Origin of the sequence: Qipengyuania sp. ABI-127-1, assembly GCA_022953095.1 — a bacterium.
Taxonomy (GTDB): domain Bacteria; phylum Pseudomonadota; class Alphaproteobacteria; order Sphingomonadales; family Sphingomonadaceae; genus Qipengyuania.
In genome coordinates this window covers 1330950-1347308 of the sequence record JALJCR010000001.1, presented here as the reverse complement: position 1 = coordinate 1347308, position 16359 = coordinate 1330950, and the positions used below count along the sequence as shown (strand labels likewise).

The 16359-nt window shown below is 63.1% G+C and carries 15 protein-coding genes; 5 read left to right on the top strand and 10 right to left on the bottom strand.

What is annotated here, in order from left to right; genetic code table 11:
- The first annotated feature begins 2 nt into the window (after positions 1-2).
- Complete coding sequence (locus MUY37_RS06645) at positions 3-524, top strand: hypothetical protein (RefSeq protein ID WP_499194571.1); 522 nt, start codon at positions 3-5, stop codon at positions 522-524.
- 44 nt (positions 525-568) lie between these two features.
- On the top strand, positions 569-745 hold the full coding sequence (locus MUY37_RS06640; RefSeq protein WP_499194570.1) for a hypothetical protein: 177 nt from the start codon (positions 569-571) through the stop codon (positions 743-745).
- 9 nt (positions 746-754) lie between these two features.
- Here the strand turns inward: MUY37_RS06640 and alaS are convergent, their stop codons facing one another.
- The 10 genes from alaS to dapA all read right to left on the bottom strand — a co-directional run bounded on the left by alaS (position 755) and on the right by dapA (position 13261).
- A complete protein-coding gene (gene alaS, locus MUY37_RS06635; protein ID WP_499194569.1) occupies positions 755-3421 on the bottom strand; it encodes an alanine--tRNA ligase in 2667 nt (888 codons plus the stop codon).
- A gap of 72 nt (positions 3422-3493) precedes the next feature.
- Positions 3494-4324 (bottom strand): class I SAM-dependent methyltransferase, encoded by an 831-nt coding sequence (locus MUY37_RS06630; protein WP_499194568.1) that lies wholly within the window; start codon positions 4322-4324, stop codon positions 3494-3496.
- A gap of 4 nt (positions 4325-4328) precedes the next feature.
- Positions 4329-5351: an NAD-dependent epimerase/dehydratase family protein gene (locus MUY37_RS06625; RefSeq protein WP_499194567.1), complete on the bottom strand. Its 1023-nt coding sequence runs from the start codon at positions 5349-5351 to the stop codon at positions 4329-4331.
- Positions 5351-6517, bottom strand: coding sequence for a nucleotide sugar dehydrogenase (locus MUY37_RS06620; protein WP_499194566.1), 1167 nt, complete (start codon positions 6515-6517; stop codon positions 5351-5353). Before MUY37_RS06620 ends, MUY37_RS06625 begins: the two co-directional genes overlap by 1 nt.
- Positions 6518-6612: 95 nt before the next feature.
- Positions 6613-7239: a glutathione S-transferase family protein gene (locus MUY37_RS06615; RefSeq protein WP_499194565.1), complete on the bottom strand. Its 627-nt coding sequence runs from the start codon at positions 7237-7239 to the stop codon at positions 6613-6615.
- 196 nt (positions 7240-7435) lie between these two features.
- Positions 7436-8500, bottom strand: coding sequence for a recombinase RecA (gene recA, locus MUY37_RS06610; protein ID WP_499194564.1), 1065 nt, complete (start codon positions 8498-8500; stop codon positions 7436-7438).
- A gap of 148 nt (positions 8501-8648) precedes the next feature.
- A complete protein-coding gene (locus MUY37_RS06605) occupies positions 8649-11123 on the bottom strand; it encodes a hybrid sensor histidine kinase/response regulator (protein ID WP_499194563.1) in 2475 nt (824 codons plus the stop codon).
- Entirely contained in the window at positions 11120-11728 is a 609-nt protein-coding gene (locus MUY37_RS06600; protein ID WP_499194562.1) for a DUF2062 domain-containing protein, read from the bottom strand. Before MUY37_RS06600 ends, MUY37_RS06605 begins: the two co-directional genes overlap by 4 nt.
- A 128-nt stretch (positions 11729-11856) precedes the next feature.
- On the bottom strand, positions 11857-12339 hold the full coding sequence (gene smpB, locus MUY37_RS06595) for an SsrA-binding protein SmpB (protein WP_499194561.1): 483 nt from the start codon (positions 12337-12339) through the stop codon (positions 11857-11859).
- A 40-nt stretch (positions 12340-12379) separates the two neighbouring features.
- Positions 12380-13261, bottom strand: coding sequence for a 4-hydroxy-tetrahydrodipicolinate synthase (gene dapA, locus MUY37_RS06590; protein ID WP_499194560.1), 882 nt, complete (start codon positions 13259-13261; stop codon positions 12380-12382).
- Positions 13262-13365: 104 nt separating this feature from the next.
- On the opposite strand from dapA, the gene MUY37_RS06585 reads away from it, so the two are divergent.
- From MUY37_RS06585 to MUY37_RS06575, 3 genes are read left to right on the top strand one after another with little or no spacing between them, the layout of a single operon-like run.
- Positions 13366-15306: a lytic transglycosylase domain-containing protein gene (locus MUY37_RS06585; RefSeq protein ID WP_499194559.1), complete on the top strand. Its 1941-nt coding sequence runs from the start codon at positions 13366-13368 to the stop codon at positions 15304-15306.
- Between the two features lie 23 nt (positions 15307-15329).
- Positions 15330-15809, top strand: coding sequence for a transcription elongation factor GreB (gene greB, locus MUY37_RS06580; RefSeq protein ID WP_115417046.1), 480 nt, complete (start codon positions 15330-15332; stop codon positions 15807-15809).
- Positions 15802-16284, top strand: a complete 483-nt coding sequence (locus tag MUY37_RS06575; protein WP_499194558.1) for an invasion associated locus B family protein — start codon at positions 15802-15804, stop codon at positions 16282-16284. The genes greB and MUY37_RS06575 overlap by 8 nt, the downstream gene beginning before the upstream one ends.
- Positions 16285-16359 lie beyond the last annotated feature (75 nt).

Below are 16359 nucleotides of genomic sequence, written 5' to 3'. Positions count from 1 at the left end.
CCGTGGTTGCCGCGCTGGAGACCCGCTCGGACTGCGACCGCTGCGCTGCATTGTGTTGCATCGCCTATCCGTCCGACGACATGCCAGGCTTCGCGGCGCGAAAAGCTGCAGGCGAACCCTGCCCCAAGCTGGCCAGCGACGGACGATGCACGATTTACGAGAACCGCGCCGAAGAGGGGTTTGCAGGCTGCATCTGCTACGAATGCTTCGGCGCGGGCCAGCATGTCGTTCAGACGCTCTTCGAGGAACGCGACTGGCGCGGCGATCCTTCGCTGCTCCGCCCCATGGTCGAAACCTTTCTCGCCATGCGACCTGTCAGCGACCTCGCCCATCTGGTCGAGAAAGCGCTCGGCACCAAGCCGGACGCCGATCTCGTCGAGGACCTGCTGAACGTCAGGGGCGAGTTGCAGCAAATTGCGCAGTCTCGCCAATCACTTGCTGACAGCGCGCGGATCGCGCGCTGCGAGCAGGCGCTCCGCCGTATCTATGCCTCGCTCGATCCTGCCACGCTAAGGCGGGCCTGAACCTTCGGCGCGGCAGCGCGTTGATCGGGAATAAGGAGACAGACATGAGCAATCCCGACCCGACCAAACCGACGCCCAATAGCGAGAAGTTCAAGCCGCAGAACGTGCAGGATCCGGTCAGCACCGTCGAACCGCCGACGGCCAATGCCGACAAGCCCGCCGATACGGACGGTCAGGACATTCCGCGCGGCAGCGAGCCCGACGTCAAACGCCAGGGCTAGGTCGGACGATCAGCCTGCAATCGTGCTCCGTACGGCAGCCAGTGCCACATCGGCCTTGCTGCCGTCGGGACCGCCGCCCTGGGCCATGTCGGGGCGACCGCCGCCGCCCTTGCCGCCAAGCGCCTCGACACCGGTACGTACCAGCTCGACCGCGCTGAAGCGATCGGTCAGATCGTCGGTAACCGCCACGGCAAAGGCGGCCTTCCCTTCGTTAACCGCGCAGATCGCCGCGATACCCGAGCCCATACGCGTTTTCGCCTCATCGAGTAGCGGGCGCAGTTCCTTGGGGTTCAGCCCATCGATCACTTGCCCAGAGAACGTTACTCCCCCGATATCCTCATCGGCCGGGCCAGCATCCCCCGAACCGCCGCCGCCCAGAGCGAGCGCCCGTTTGGCTTCGGCCAGCTCCTTTTCGAGCCGTTTGCGCTCCTCGACCAACGCAGCGACACGCGTCGGCGCGTCATCTGGCGAGGTTTTGAGCGCGCTTGCAATGGTTTTCACCGCTTCATCGCGTGCGACCAGCCATTGGCGCGCAGCCTCGCCGGTCAATGCTTCGATCCTGCGCACACCCGAACTAACGGCGCTTTCCGACACGATCTTGAACAGACCGATATCGCCAGTCGCCTTGACGTGCGTGCCGCCACACAGCTCGACCGAGTAGTCGCGCCCGCTCCCATCCCTGGCACCGCCTTTGCGGCCCATCGAAAGCACGCGGACCTCGTCGCCATACTTCTCGCCGAACAGAGCAAGCGCGCCTGCCTCGACCGCATCTTCGGGGGTCATCAAGCGCGTGCCCACGGCTTCGTTGGCACGGATTTCCTCGTTTACCTCGGCCTCGATGGCCGCGATGTCGTCGTCGCTCAGCGGTTTGGGGTGCGAGAAGTCGAAGCGGAAGCGGTCGTCGGACACGAGCGAACCCTTCTGCGTCACATGCCCGCCGAGCCGGTTGCGCAGCGCGGCATGGACAAGGTGTGTAGCCGAATGGTTGGCGCGAATGCGGTCGCGGCGCTTGGCATTGACTTCGAGGTGGACGGCATCGCCAAGCTTTACCGAGCCCTTGGCGATCGTGCCGACATGCGTGTGCAAGCGGCCCAAGGGCTTGTTGGTGGTCTCGACCGCGAATTCGAACCCTTCGGGCGTCCAGATGCGACCCGCATCGCCCGTCTGGCCGCCGCTTTCGCCATAGAAAGGGGTCTGGTTGGTCAGGATGACGACTGCATCGCCCTCATTGGCCGACTCCACCTCGGTGCCGTCCTTGACGATGGCGACGACCGCCCCCTCACCCGTAGTCGAGTTGTAGCCCGTAAATTCGGTCGAGCCCTCGCGCTCGGCAATGTCGAACCAGACGTCCTCGCTGGCGGCTTCGCCAGACCCCTTCCACGCGGCGCGCGCGGCTGCTTTCTGCTGCTGCATCGCCGCATCGAAACCGTTCCTGTCGACGCCGATCCCGCGGCTGCGCAGCGCGTCTTCGGTAAGGTCGTAGGGAAAGCCGAAGGTGTCGTAGAGCTTGAACGCGGTCTCTCCGTCGAGCGTGCCGCCTTCGCCCATGTCGCCGGTCGCCTCGTCGAGCAATTGGAGCCCCTTGTCGAGCGTGCGGCGGAACTGGGTTTCTTCCCGCTCGAGCACTTCCTCGATCAGCGCCTGGCCGCGCACGAGCTCGGGATAGGCCTGCCCCATCTCGGTGACGAGCGCGGGCACAAGCCGGTGCATCAGCGGCTCGCTCGCGCCGAGCAGGTGCGCATGGCGCATGGCGCGGCGCATGATCCGGCGCAGCACATAGCCGCGCCCTTCGTTGGACGGCAGCACACCATCGGCCATCAGGAAGCTGGTCGAGCGCAAATGGTCTGCGATAACGCGGTGGCTGGCGATGCGATCGCCTTCGGCCTTGACGCCGGTCAGCCCCTCGCTCGCCGCGATCAGGTTCTTGAACGTATCGGTATCGTAATTGTCGTGAACGCCCTGCATCACCGCGGCGACGCGTTCGATACCCATTCCGGTATCGATACTCGGCTTGGGCAAATCGCCGACGATCTCGTCGTTTTCCTGCGTGAACTGCATGAAGACGAGGTTCCATATCTCGACGAAGCGGTCGCCATCCTCTTCCGGGCTACCCGGAGGCCCGCCCCAGATGTGATCGCCATGATCGTAGAAGATTTCCGAACACGGACCACACGGCCCGTCCGAACCCATCGCCCAGAAATTGTCCTTGGTCGGTATGCGGATGATCTTCTCGTCGGCAAAGCCGGTGAGCTTCTTCCACAGGTCGAACGCCTCATCGTCGGTATGATAGACCGTGACCAGAAGGCGCGCAGGATCGAGGCCCCATTCCCTGGTCAGCAGCGTCCATGCATGATGGATCGCCTGCTCCTTGAAATAGTCGCCGAAGCTGAAATTGCCGAGCATCTCGAAAAAGGTGTGGTGCCGCGCCGTGTAGCCGACATTGTCGAGATCGTTGTGCTTGCCCCCGGCCCGCACGCATTTCTGCGCGCTGGTCGCACGCGGTGCGGGCGGCGTTTCGAGGCCGGTAAAGGCGTTCTTGAACGGCACCATCCCGGCGTTGACGAACATCAGCGTGGGATCGCTGAAGGGGACGAGCGGCGCGCTGGCGACTTCGGCGTGCTCGTGAGAGCCGAAATAGTCGAGAAAGCTGCGGCGAATGTCGTTGGTCGAAGTCATGAGCGGGCAGTTAGGCAATCGCGCATCGCCCGACAAGCGCGAATGCCCGGACAGATTGTGCAGTACCGGCGATCAGCGGGGGGAACGAGCGGTCACGATCCAGCAGGCGGCGGGAAGCGTTACTGCGTCGCCGCGGCGATGGGCTTCCAGCACACCGCGCAGTCTGGCGAGTGCCTCGCCCCGCTGCGCCCCGTCGAGCGATGCGATAGCGCGCGCTGCGGGGCCGATACGCAGAAAATAGGAAAGCGCCTCGTCCACCGCATCCTCGCCCTCGCCCACGACCATTGAATAGTCGATCGGTTCGAAACCGATGTCCTGCCATCCGGCTTCGGAGAGTATGCCCTCCACCCGCTCGCGATCGCCGAAGGCAAAGGGGCCGGGCGCATGCGGATCGGGTTTCGGACCGTCTCCTGGCGGCAGGGCAGAGGCGAGTTCGCGAACCCAACCGTTTTCACCGCGCTCGCGGAAGCAGGAAAAGACGAGGTTCGCCCCGGGCGTCGCCTGGCCCGCAATATGCGCGAATGCGGCGACGGGATCATCGAAGAACATGACGCCATGGCGTGAGACCAGCAGATCGGGCCGTTCGCCCTCGCCCGCAGTCCACGCAGCCGCATCGCCGAGCGCGAAGCGAAGATTGCCGAGCTTGGAGGCGCGCGCCCGTGCAACGCCGAGCAAATCGTTGCTGACATCGACGCCGATCACCCGAGCGGAGGGTGCATCGCCAGCCAGCGCTACCGAAAGTTCGCCCGCACCGCACCCGATGTCCATTACCCGCGCGAAGTCATGCGCGCGCGCAACCTCAAGCAGGCGCTCGGTCACCGGGGTGAAACTGCGGTCTGTCCGCTGCCATTCCTCGGCCCAGACGTTCCCGACCTGGCCGGTCCATTCGAATTGATCGGTCATGTTCTCACTTTTGATAGAAGTCGCGATACCATTCGACGAAGCGCTGTACGCCTTCACGGATATCGGTGTTCGGTACATAGCCGGTGAGCGCGTGTAGCAGTTCCGCATCGGCCCAGGTCGCGGGCACATCGCCGGGCTGCATCGGCATGAGATTGCGCTTCGCTTCGACCCCCAGAGCATCCTCGAGCGCGGCGATCATCGCGCCCAGGCGGACCGGCCGCGAATTGCCGATATTGACCACGCGCCAGGGCGCGACCGGCGACAGGCTGTCACCGTCCGGGATTTCATCCGGCGTGGCCGGGCGGACCGGGACGGCGTCGATCAGGCGACGCACGGCTTCGATGAGGTCTTCCACGAAGGTGAAATCCCGCATCATTTCGCCGTGGTTGTAAACGTCGATCGGCTCGCCCGCCAACATCGCGCGGGTGAACTTGAACAGCGCCATGTCGAGCCTGCCCCAGGGACCATAGACGGTGAAGAAACGGAACATCGTTACCGGGAGGCCAAACAGATGCGCATAGGAGTGTGCCATCGCCTCGGTCGCCTTCTTGGTCGCGGCATAGAAGGACATCTGGTGATCCGCCTTCATCGTCTCGCGATAGGGCATCTCGGTGTTGGCGCCATAGGCCGAGGACGTCGAGGCAAGCAGCATGTGCTGCGGCGGATGCGCGCGCGCCGCCTCCAGCAGTTCGAAAGTGCCGACGAGATTGCTTTCCAGATAGCTGCGCGGATTGTCGATCGAATAACGCACCCCCGCCTGTGCGGCGAGGTGAACGACGATGTTCGGCCGGTGTTCGGCGAAGAGATCGGCCAACAGGCCGGGGGTTTCGATGGGCTGGTTGATCGCGGAGAAGCCTGCACTCTGCATCAGCGTGGCCTGACGCCTGCGTTTGAGATCGGGATCGTAATAATCCGAAAGGCTGTCGATTCCGATCACTGTGAACCCGTCCGCCAGCAGCCGACGGGAGAGGTGATAACCGATAAACCCGGCCGATCCCGTGACCAGCGCAGTGCGTGTCTCGCCCATCAATCGGCGCCGAACAGGTCGCGGGTGAAGACCTTCTCGCGCACATCGGCGAGATCGGGATCGAGACGATTGGCGACAATGACGTCCGCGTTCTGCTTGAACCGGCCGAGATCGCGTTCGACCCGGCTGCCGAAGAAGCTGTCCTCCTCCATCACCGGTTCGTAAACGATCACCTCGATGCCCTTGGCCTTGACGCGTTTCATGATGCCTTGGATCGAAGACTGACGGAAATTGTCGGACCCGGCCTTCATGACCAGGCGGAAAATGCCCACCGTTTTCGGCGCCTTGGCGATGATCCGATCTGCAAGGTAATCCTTGCGGGTGCGATTGGCATCGACGATCGCGCGGATGAGGTTCTGCGGAACCTCCGAGTAATTGGCCAGCAACTGCTTGGTGTCCTTGGGCAGGCAATAGCCGCCATAGCCGAAGGACGGATTGTTGTAATGCGAACCGATGCGTGGATCGAGACCGACACCATCGATGATCTGGCGCGTGTCGAGGCCGCGCGAGAGAGCATAGCTGTCGAGCTCGTTGAAGAAGGCGACGCGCATGGCAAGATAGGTATTGGCGAAGAGCTTGATCGCTTCCGCCTCTTCCGCATCGGTCAGCAGAACCGGGACATCGTCGACCAGTGTGGGTTGGACCAGCAGATTGGCGAAGCTGCGTGCCCGATCCGAACGCTCGCCGACAACGATACGCGACGGGTGAAGATTGTCGTACAGCGCCTTGCCTTCGCGCAGGAATTCGGGGCTGAAGATGATCCGGTCGCTCGCGAACCGCGTGCGGGCCTCGGTCACGTAGCCGACGGGCACGGTGGATTTGATGACCACGACAGCGCTATCGCTAACCGCCAAGACGCGTTCGATCACTGCATCGACCGCACTCGTGTCGAAGAAATTGGTTTCGACATCGTAATTGGTCGGCACGGCGGCGACCACGAATTCCGCGCCCTCGATCGCAGCGGAGGCATCGGTGGTGAAGGACAGGTCGAGATCCTCGCGGGGGAGATATTCCTCGACCAGCTCGTCCTGGATCGGCGAGGTCCGCTCGGCCAGCATCGCCACGCGCTCGGCCGAAACGTCACATCCGACTACCGTATTGTGCTGCGCCAGCATGATGGCATTGGAAAGGCCGACATAGCCGAGCCCGAAAACCGCGATCTTCATCAAACCACCCGTCAATCAGCATGCGGCCACGGAAGCGGCCGCGCGGGCTTTCTGTGGGGTGGCGGAGACGAATGCAAGTCTTGCCCCCTCCCCTCTCACCACATGAAATAGGCGCCGCCCCGTTCACGCGCACGTTGCCAGGCAGGCCGTGCATGGATCGCTTCGACGAATCTCGCCAGCTTCGGCGCCTTTTCCGCATAGCCCTGCATCACCGCGATCTCGGCAGGGAAGCTCATCATCACATCGGCCGCCGACCAGTCGGCTCCGACGAAATGCAGATCGTCCGAGATACTATTCTCGGCAAACTGGATGTGTGCGGCGAGCTGTTCGTCGATGCGGGGCATCATCGGAGCAGCCGCATCGCCGAGGTGCCCGGCGTAAATCTTGAGCATGACGGGAACGAAAAAGCTGCTTTCGCCGAACTGCAGCCATTCCAGATGGCGGATATGGTCCTCGCCGTCCGTCGCGGGGAGCCAGTCCTCGCCGCCATGGCGCTCGCACAGATACTGGATGATCGCCCCGCTTTCCGCCACGCATACGCCATTGTCCTCGATCAGCGGCGACTTGCCGAGCGGATGGGCCTGCTTGAGTTCCGGTGGGGCCAGATTGGTTTGTGCGTCGCGTTGGTAGTTCACGATCTCGTAATCCGCCCCCAATTCCTCGAGCAGCCAGAGGATACGCTGCGAACGGCTGTTGTTGAGGTGGTGGACGGTGATGGTCATGCGGCAGGCCCTCTCTTGCGATTCGCCCGCACCCTATCTGCGCGGAGCAGCCTCGACCATGCCGGAAACGGAAAAGCCGGTGCGGCCAAGAGGAGGCGCGCACCGGCTTTCCGTTTGTTCGGGAGCGCCGGGGGACAGTCCGGCTTCCGCGCCGTCCCGGGGGATCGGGACCGACGCGCTCCCGCTTGAAGAGAGGTCAGTCCTCGTCCGCGTCCGGGCCGGTCATCATCTCTTCGGCGACCTCGTCGGTGCGGCCGCGAATGGCGGCTTCCAACTTGGCACACATCTCGGGGTTTTCCTTGAGGAACTTCTTGGCGTTTTCGCGCCCCTGGCCGATGCGGACGCTGTCATAGCTGAACCAGCTACCCGACTTCTCGACCACACCGGCCTTGACGCCGAGGTCGAGGATCTCGCCGATCTTCGAGATCCCTTCGCCATACATGATGTCGAATTCGACCTGCTTGAACGGGGGGGCGACCTTGTTCTTGACCACTTTCACACGAGTCGAATTGCCGATCACCTCGTCGCGATCCTTGATCTGGCCGGTGCGGCGAATGTCGAGGCGGACCGAGGCATAGAATTTGAGCGCATTGCCCCCGGTGGTGGTTTCGGGATTGCCATACATCACGCCGATTTTCATGCGTAGCTGGTTGATGAAAATTACCATGCACTTGGAACGGTTGATCGAGCCGGTCAGCTTGCGCAGCGATTGGCTCATCAGGCGAGCCTGGAGACCCACATGGCTATCGCCCATCTCGCCTTCGATTTCGGCGCGCGGCACGAGAGCCGCGACCGAATCGACCACCAACACGTCGATCGCATTGGATCGCACCAGCGTATCGGTGATTTCCAGCGCCTGTTCGCCCGTATCGGGCTGCGACACGATCAGTTCGTCGATATCGACACCCAGCTTCCGGGCATAGACCGGGTCGAGCGCGTGCTCGGCGTCGACGAAGGCGACCGTGCCGCCCGCCTTCTGCGCTTCGGCCAGCACATGGAGCGCCAGCGTGGTCTTACCCGAACTTTCCGGACCATAGACTTCGATCACGCGCCCCTTGGGCAGGCCGCCCACGCCCAATGCGATATCCAGGCCGAGCGACCCGGTGGAGATCGCCTCCACCTGCATGGTTTCCTTCTGGCCCAGCTTCATCGCCGAACCCTTGCCGAACGCGCGATCGATCTGCGCGAGCGCGGCGTCCAATGCCTTCTGGCGGTCTGCGTCCACTTTCTTGTCCTCTACGAGCTTCAGACTTGCCGCCATGACATTACCTCCTGCACTTGGCCAGAGCCGCATCCCGACTCTTCAACTGACAAGCAATGTACCCGGTTCGTTCTCATAGAACAAGAGGGGAACGAAAATAATTTCGGGGTGTATCCCCTCCGCGCCCGATTTCCACGCTGGGGCTGGTTCAGTCGCGCTGCCCGGTCAGCACTTCGGCGACCTTGGAATTGATCTGCTGGACGCTGAAAGGTTTGGGAATGAAGTGCATATTGTCGATGTCGATATCGTTGCGAAGCTGCTCTTCGGCATAGCCCGACATGAACAGAATGGGGATGTCCGGCTTCACCCTGCGAATGGCGCGCGCCATTGCCGGTCCATCCATCACCGGCATGACCACATCGGAAACGATCAGATCGAACTCGGTCGAACCGTTGGCCACCTCGGCCAGGCCTTCTTCGCCATCCGTCGCCGTAGTGACGGTGTAGCCGGCGCGGACCAGCGCCCGCTCTGCCACGGCGCGGACCATGTCTTCGTCCTCCACGAGCAGCAGCTTGCCGCCAGCGGACCATTCGGTGGCCTTGGGTTCCTCGGGCTCCTCCGTGGTCATATCGGCGGGCATTTCGCCCTTGTGCACGGGCAAATACATGGTGAACCGCGCACCTATGGGAGCGCCGTCAGGCCCCTGCACGTTGTCCGCGAATATGAACCCGTTCGACTGCTTGACGATGCCATAGACGGTCGACAGGCCGAGGCCGGTGCCCTTGCCCTGTTCCTTCGTCGTGAAAAAGGGTTCGAAGATCTTGTTGAGATGCTCTTCGGGAATACCCCCGCCCGTATCCTGCACGATCAGCACTGTGTAATCGTCGGCGGGCATGATATCGATGCCCATCTTGCGCACATCCCGCGCCGATACGCGGCGTGTGGCGAGGGTGAGCCGCCCCTTCCAGTCCTGCTTGCCACGCTCGTGGGCATTGGCCTGCATGGCATCGCGCGCGTTGACGGCAAGATTGATGATGACCTGCTCGAGCTGCTGCGGATCGGCCCGGACGGAGCCCAGTTCGCGGTCGTGACGAACCGAAAACTCGATCTTCTCGCCCATCAGGCGCTTCAGGAGCTGACTGACCTCGCTGACGACATCGGGCAGTTGCAGCACGACCGGGCGCAGCGTCTGCTGACGGCTGAAGGCGAGCAATTGGCGTGTCAGGCTGGCCGCACGGTTCGAATTCGCCCGGATCTGCTGGATATCGTCATAGTCGCTGTCGCCCGGCGTGTGACGCAACAGCATCAGGTCGCAATAGCCGATGATCGCCGTCAGCACATTGTTGAAATCATGCGCGACGCCCCCCGCCAACTGCCCCACCGCCTGCATTTTGGTGGCTTGGGCGACCTGGCGGCGCAGGCGCTTTTCCTCGGAGGAATCGGAGATCGAGAGCAAAACCGCCGCGTCGCCCAGTCCGCGCACGCCGGCAAGGCCGATCGACACCGGCTCTTCCTTGTCGTTGGCCAGTCGCACGGCCATGTCGCCGCTGGTTGTCGTTCCCTTGGCAAAGCGGCGGACGGTATCGGCCATCGCGGCCTTGTCCTCGCGCACGACCAAGTCGGACGGGAATTGCGGCAGCCCTTGGCCCTCTCGCTCAACCGCGCGCAGGAAGGCTTTGTTGGCGAACAGGAAACGGCTGTCGCGATCGGTCAGGGCAAGCCCCAGCGGCAGTGCGGAAAGCAAGGCTTCGAGTTGCGGAACTGCCGCTTTTCCGTTGTTTTCCCAGCCTCCGCCGATCCCCACGGTGCTGTCGACCAGCAACATCATGGACGGCGCCTGATCGGCATCGCTCAACCTGCCGTCCGCCGCCGTATCGAGCGGTATATGGACCAGCGTCTGGGGCGATCCCTGCTGGCCTTCGCGCGCGAAATAGATGCGGTCGCGATCGTCGGAACGTAGCAATTGTACGAATTCGACCCCGGCGAGCGATTTCTCCCGACCGCCCGTGACGCGCTCCGCCAGGCCCGGTGTGGTCGAAAGAACGATGCCATCGGGCGCCACGAGAGCAAGCTCGATCCCCGCACGCGAAATCACTTCGCCGAGCCGACCCGACATTCGTTCCGCCAGCCCGTCATAGCTGCGTTCCTCGCGGATTTCCGCGAAGCGCCACACAAGATAGGCTTCCCCGCGTCCGCTGCGATCGATGCGCAAACGGTACCGCATGTCGGAATCGGTTACGCGCAACTCGTCCAGCTTGGCCGATCCATCCCTCCACGCATCGCGGACCGCGCCCATCACGGCTTCGCGCGTTTCCACCTCGAACGGCAGATCGAAGGGTATCACATTGCCCCCATACCAGCGTTCATAGGTCGAATTGGCACAGACCATGCGATTGGCCCGATCGATGATGGCCACGCCGCGCCTGCGATTCTCGATGGCCGCGCTGGTCACCGACCAATCGGGCTGAAGCGTCGTTTCCTCGACCGGCACAGTTCTCAGGCGCGCGGTCAGCAGGATTGTCAGAAGAACGGCGACCAGCGCACCGCCATAAGCCAAGGCGACCATGCTCTGCTCGCCGACCAGCCATACCAAGAGGACCGAGACGACACAGGCCGCCGCAATCCCGAGCATGAGTGGCACGGGAGGCAGCGTCGCGGCGGCACTGTCCTCGCGCATGATCATGCGTCGGCACCCTTCTGCAAACGTTCGTCGAGACGGCTCTCCATGGCTTTCAATCGCCGCTGACGTCTACGCGCTACGACAAAGCGCCATACGAAACCCGAAAGCAGATAGCCGATTGCCGCACCGACGATGGCGAGCACGGTGAAGCCGAAAATCGTCACCAGCACGGTCACGCCGACATCCTCGAACATCTCGATGAACCAGGCCCAGCGTCCGCTATTGATCTCATCCTGCGCGGCGCCGCCGGTGGCCGCGAGATCGACCTTGAGGATGAAAACGCCGAGCTTGTTGGCGATCACCGCCCAGAACGGAAAGGTGAACGGATTGGTGATGAAGGTCACGATCGCCGAGAGAGGAACGTTGGCCCGCGCGGGCAGCGCCAGAAACGCGGCAAGGAATATCTGGCCGACCGGGATGATGAACCCTGCGAATATGCCGAGCGCAACACCGCGCGGTACGCTCCGGCGGGTGAACCGCCACAATTCCGGCGTCAGGAACCGATGGGCTATCGGACGCAAATATCTGTTCCGCGCCATTTCCTCGCGCGTGGGCATATGCGCGCGGATCCAGTCCGCCAGAAAGGTCTTCGATCTGCGCTTGCTCATGGCCACGCCCCTGCCATGCGCCGCCTCATCGGCGAGTTCAAGGGGGTGAGAGAGGCGGCTTGCGACGAATGCGGCATGTCTGGCGATGTGGTTAGCCCGGGCGTGTTTTATAAGGGCATGGGCGCAGATCAGCCCCGTTCGCGCATCAATCGAGCCTTGTCGCGCTTCCAGTCGCGATCCTTGATGCTGGCGCGCTTGTCATGCGCCTGCTTGCCTTTGGCGAGCGCCAGCTCGACCTTGGCCCTGCCGGTACTGTTGAAATAGACAGACAGGGGTACCAACGTCATGCCCTTGCGCTCGACCGCGCCGAACAGTTTTTCGATTTCGCGCGCGTGAAGCAGCAGCTTGCGCGGTCGGCGTGGTTCGTGGTTCAGCCGGTTACCGTGCGAATATTCCGGAATATTCGCGTTGACCAGCCACACTTGTCCGTCGCGTATCTCGGCGTAGCTTTCCTTGATGCTGGCCTCACCGGCCCGCAAAGCCTTCACTTCTGTGCCTTGCAGCGCCAGCCCCGCCTCGAACGTATCCTCGACATAATAATCGAAGCGCGCGCGACGATTGTCGGCGACGACTTTCTGCTTGTCGAACGTAGAGGGTTTGGGACGAGCCATAAGGCGGGCGCATGTAGGCGCTTGCGACGCGCCTGCCAAGTCAGAGCAGGCCGGCGATCCCAAGCGCCTCGTCGACGGCTTCGCGGCTTGCCTTGCTGGCGTTGCACAGCGGCAGGCGGACATCGGGCGAAAACCAGTCGTGGACGCGGCTAAGCGCATACTTGACCGGGGCCGGGCTGGCGTCCGAGAACATGGCGTAGTGCAGCGGAAACAGCCGATCGTTCAATTCGCGTGCCTTGACCAGATCGTTGGCGGCGATCGCTTCATGGAACTCCGCGCATAGCGCCGGTGCGACATTGGCGGTGACCGAAATGCAGCCCGCCCCGCCTGCGGCCGAATGCGGCAGCCACAATTCGTCATTGCCCGAAAGCTGGCAGAATTCGTGATCCAGCCCCATGCGGTGATCCGCAACACGCGACAGATCGCCGCTGGCGTCCTTGATGGCGACGATGCGGTTGGGATATTTGCGAACCAGTTCGACGACCGTCTCATCCTCGATGTCGGTTACCGTCCGGCTGGGGACATTATAGAGCACGATCGGCAGGTCGCTGTTTTCAGCAAGGTAGCTGAAATGGGCGATAAGCCCGGCCTGGCTCGGGCGGTTGTAATAGGGCGCGACGCATAGACCCGCCGCCGCCCCGGCCTTCTTGGCGAACTGCATGTGCAGCAGCGCGTTGCGCGTGTCGTTCGAGCCGCAACCGGCAATCACCGGCACGCGGCCTGCGGCCTGTTCGATACAGACTTCGACGACACGGTGATGCTCGGCATTGGAGATGGTCGAGGCTTCACCCGTAGTGCCACAGGGGACCAGCGCCTTGCTGCCGTTTTCGATTTGCCAGTCGACGAGTTTGCGGAAAGCCGCTTCGTCGAACGATCCGTCGCGAAAAGGAGTCGCCAGAGCCGGAATCGAGCCTGAGAACATTTACGGGAGTCCTGCGTTAGGGATATGAAACAAGGCGATTTTCGGCGGTTCACGCCACAATTCATTCAGCGCCTGATAAGGAGGGGCCGGGCAGTATGTCCAGCATGGGCCGAAAAACTATTTTCTCACTCGCTCTTATGGCCGGTTCTTCACTGGCCTTTCCCACCATGGCGCAAGCGCAGGCGCAGGACGCCTCCCGCGCCGATATGGTCGCGCAGCAGCCAGGCCGGATGGATCAGGCCGTGGGCCAATGGGAATATCTGACCAAGCAGGAAGAGCTGCCTTTCGCTTCCTATGCGGGTTTCGTCACAACCTATCCTGATTTTCCCAAGCAGGAATTGCTGCGCTACCGTGCCGAAGCCGCGCTCGACCGGGATGCTCCATCGTCGCAATCGCTGGTCGCATTTTTCGACAAATACCCGCCGCTGACCAATGGCGGCAAGGCGCGTTATGCCTTGGCGCTCGCGTCGCTCGATCGCCCCGAAGCGTTCGACGTGGCGCGGAAGGCCTGGCGCGGCGGACCAATGAGCGGCCCGGCCGAGCTCTATCTACAGGGCCTGTTTGGCGGGCGCTTCGGCCCGGAAGATCACGATGCGCGCATGGATGCCTTGCTTTGGCAGGGCGATTACGAAGCCGCATCGCGCCATGTCGTGCGCGTCTCACCAGCCTATCGCGAGATGGCACAGGCGCGTCTGGCCTTGTTACAAGGCAGCACTCCGACGCAGGCCGGGCTTGCCGTACCGAACGGTGCGCTGAGCGATGCGGGCTATGTCTATAACCTTACTCGCCACTATCGCAGCTCGGGCCAGCCATACCGGGCGGTCGAGCTCTTGGCCTCGCGGGCGCAGTTCGCCGCGCCCGCAATCGATGGGACACTGTTCGTTTCCGAAGCACTGGCAGTTGCCAAGAGCGCGGGTGCGAACCAGGCGGTCAGCATCGCGTCGAAAGTCGACGATGTCTTCGCGCCGGGCACCGATATCTCGGAAGGCAGCTTCACTCTGCGCGACAAATATACCGACCTCATGTGGCTCGGCGGGACCAAGGCACTGTGGTCGCTCGGCGAAGGCGCGCGCGCGGCCCCGCTCTTCTATCGCTACGGTACCGCAGCCAAAACGCCGCTCACCCGCTCCAAAGGATTTTACTGGGCAGGACGCGCCGCAGCCCGTGCAGGTGACCGCGCCGAGGCGGAGCGCTACTGGCAGATGGCCGCAGATTTTCCCGACTGGTATTACGGCCAGCTTGCGCTGAGCGAACTGCGGCAGCCAATGCCGAACTTCGGCCAGGTGCCCCAGCCCGATACCGCCGAACGCGCGGCCTTCGAAGCGGATCCGCTGACCGGCGCCTTGCGAGCAATTGCCCGCAACCGCCGCGATTGGCGTACAGAACGCGCCTTTTTCGAAGCCATTGCCGACAAGGCAGACACGCCCGGCGAGATGGCCTTGGTCGGCCAACTTGCCCGCGAAACGGGTCTTGAAGAAATGGCGGTGGTCGCTGGCTTGGTTGCAGGCGAACACGGCCTCAAGGGTTTCGAGCGGCTCGGCTATCCGACAGTGCAGACGCATTCGGGCGCCAACTGGACCATGGTCCACGCGATCGCGCGGCAGGAAAGCGAATTCGACCGCAATCGCATCAGCCATGCCGGTGCGCGCGGCATGATGCAGCTCATGCCCGGCACCGCGCGCGAGGAGGCCGGCAAGATCGGCGTGCGCTACATGTCAGCCAGCCTGACAGAGAGCCCGAGCTACAATATCCGCCTTGGCGATGCACATTTCGCCCGGCTGATGGAGCGGTACGATGGCGCTTATCCGCTCGCCATAGCAGCGTATAATGCAGGCCCCGGGCGAGTTAACCAGTGGCTGCGTCTCAACGGCGACCCGCGTACAGGCACAGTCGACTGGGTCACGTGGATCGAGCAGATACCGGCGAATTTCGAGACGCGTTATTACGTCATGCGTGTGATCGGGAATGCTGTCAGCTATGCCAATATGCATCCCGATAAATCGGCCGGGCACGAACGCGACATCGCCAATTACCTGCGGCGCTGAATTGCGCTAGGGCCGCAGCCCTGATGCAAGGCAAGACCAATCCCGTAACGCCCGCAGGCTATGCCGCGATGAAGGCGCGCTACGATCATCTGCTCGGCACCGAGCGGCCGGAAATAGTCGAAATCGTCAGTTGGGCGGCGGGCAATGGCGACCGCAGCGAGAATGGCGATTATCTCTATGGGCGCAAGCGTATGCGGGAAATCGACCGCGAACTGGCGCATCTGGCCCGGCGAATGAAAGCCGCGCGGGTGATCGATCCGGCCGAACAGCCCGACAAGGCACGCGCCTTTTTTGGCGCCACCGTCACGCTTGCTGACGAGGACGACAGGGAAAAGGTCGTGACTCTCGTCGGCGATGACGAACAGGATGCCAGTGCGGGCCGGATCGGCTGGTCCTCCCCTCTCGCCCGCGCGCTGAAAGGCGCGGCAATCGGCGATCTGCGCAGCGTGCGGCTTCCCGGCGGGCTGAAAGAATGGGAGATCGTGGCGATCGACTATGCGTAAGTTCGCTGCCCTTTTGCTGATGGTGCTTGCCGCGCCGCTGTCGGCCAAGGACGATCTCGGGGTGTTTTCCGATTGGGGCGCCTTTCGCGATCCTTCGGTCCCGCGCTGCTATGCCATCGCCATGCCTGCCCCAAGCCGTCTCGACCGAGAGTTCGAGCCATTCGCGACCATCGGCACCTGGCCCCGGCAAAACCGGCGTGGACAGGTGCATTTCCGCCTGTCGCGCCAGATCGTGCCCGGCTCGGCCATCACGCTTGCCATCGGCGGCAAGCGCTTCCGCCTTACTGGCGGCGGCGGCGATGCCTGGGCTCGGGACCGCGCGATGGATGCCGCGATCGTCGCCGCCATGCGTTCGGCCGAGCGGATGACCATCCGCGCCACGGACAAACGCGGTCGCCGATTTGCGAACAGCTACTCACTGTCGGGCGCGGCGACCGCGATGGATGCCGCCACCCTCGCCTGCGCCCGGCGCTGAACCGTGGAGACAGGAAAGAAAAAGGGGCCGGAAAGCGCCATCGCTCGCCGGCCCCAATTCATAGTGCGGGCTATC

What these genes read in the sequence shown, in the direction of transcription:
- MUY37_RS06615 (WP_499194565.1), bottom strand. Translation starts at nt 7,239, where the DNA reads ATGACCATCACCGTCCACCACCTCAACAACAGCCGTTCGCAGCGTATC.
- greB (WP_115417046.1), top strand. Translation starts at nt 15,330, where the DNA reads ATGCAAGGCAAGACCAATCCCGTAACGCCCGCAGGCTATGCCGCGATG.
- MUY37_RS06640 (WP_499194570.1), top strand. Translation starts at nt 569, where the DNA reads ATGAGCAATCCCGACCCGACCAAACCGACGCCCAATAGCGAGAAGTTC.
- MUY37_RS06600 (WP_499194562.1), bottom strand. Translation starts at nt 11,728, where the DNA reads ATGAGCAAGCGCAGATCGAAGACCTTTCTGGCGGACTGGATCCGCGCG.
- alaS (WP_499194569.1), bottom strand. Translation starts at nt 3,421, where the DNA reads ATGACTTCGACCAACGACATTCGCCGCAGCTTTCTCGACTATTTCGGC.
- MUY37_RS06585 (WP_499194559.1), top strand. Translation starts at nt 13,366, where the DNA reads ATGGGCCGAAAAACTATTTTCTCACTCGCTCTTATGGCCGGTTCTTCA.
- smpB (WP_499194561.1), bottom strand. Translation starts at nt 12,339, where the DNA reads ATGGCTCGTCCCAAACCCTCTACGTTCGACAAGCAGAAAGTCGTCGCC.
- MUY37_RS06575 (WP_499194558.1), top strand. Translation starts at nt 15,802, where the DNA reads ATGCGTAAGTTCGCTGCCCTTTTGCTGATGGTGCTTGCCGCGCCGCTG.
- MUY37_RS06620 (WP_499194566.1), bottom strand. Translation starts at nt 6,517, where the DNA reads ATGAAGATCGCGGTTTTCGGGCTCGGCTATGTCGGCCTTTCCAATGCC.
- MUY37_RS06605 (WP_499194563.1), bottom strand. Translation starts at nt 11,123, where the DNA reads ATGATCATGCGCGAGGACAGTGCCGCCGCGACGCTGCCTCCCGTGCCA.
- dapA (WP_499194560.1), bottom strand. Translation starts at nt 13,261, where the DNA reads ATGTTCTCAGGCTCGATTCCGGCTCTGGCGACTCCTTTTCGCGACGGA.
- MUY37_RS06625 (WP_499194567.1), bottom strand. Translation starts at nt 5,351, where the DNA reads ATGGGCGAGACACGCACTGCGCTGGTCACGGGATCGGCCGGGTTTATC.
- recA (WP_499194564.1), bottom strand. Translation starts at nt 8,500, where the DNA reads ATGGCGGCAAGTCTGAAGCTCGTAGAGGACAAGAAAGTGGACGCAGAC.
- MUY37_RS06630 (WP_499194568.1), bottom strand. Translation starts at nt 4,324, where the DNA reads ATGACCGATCAATTCGAATGGACCGGCCAGGTCGGGAACGTCTGGGCC.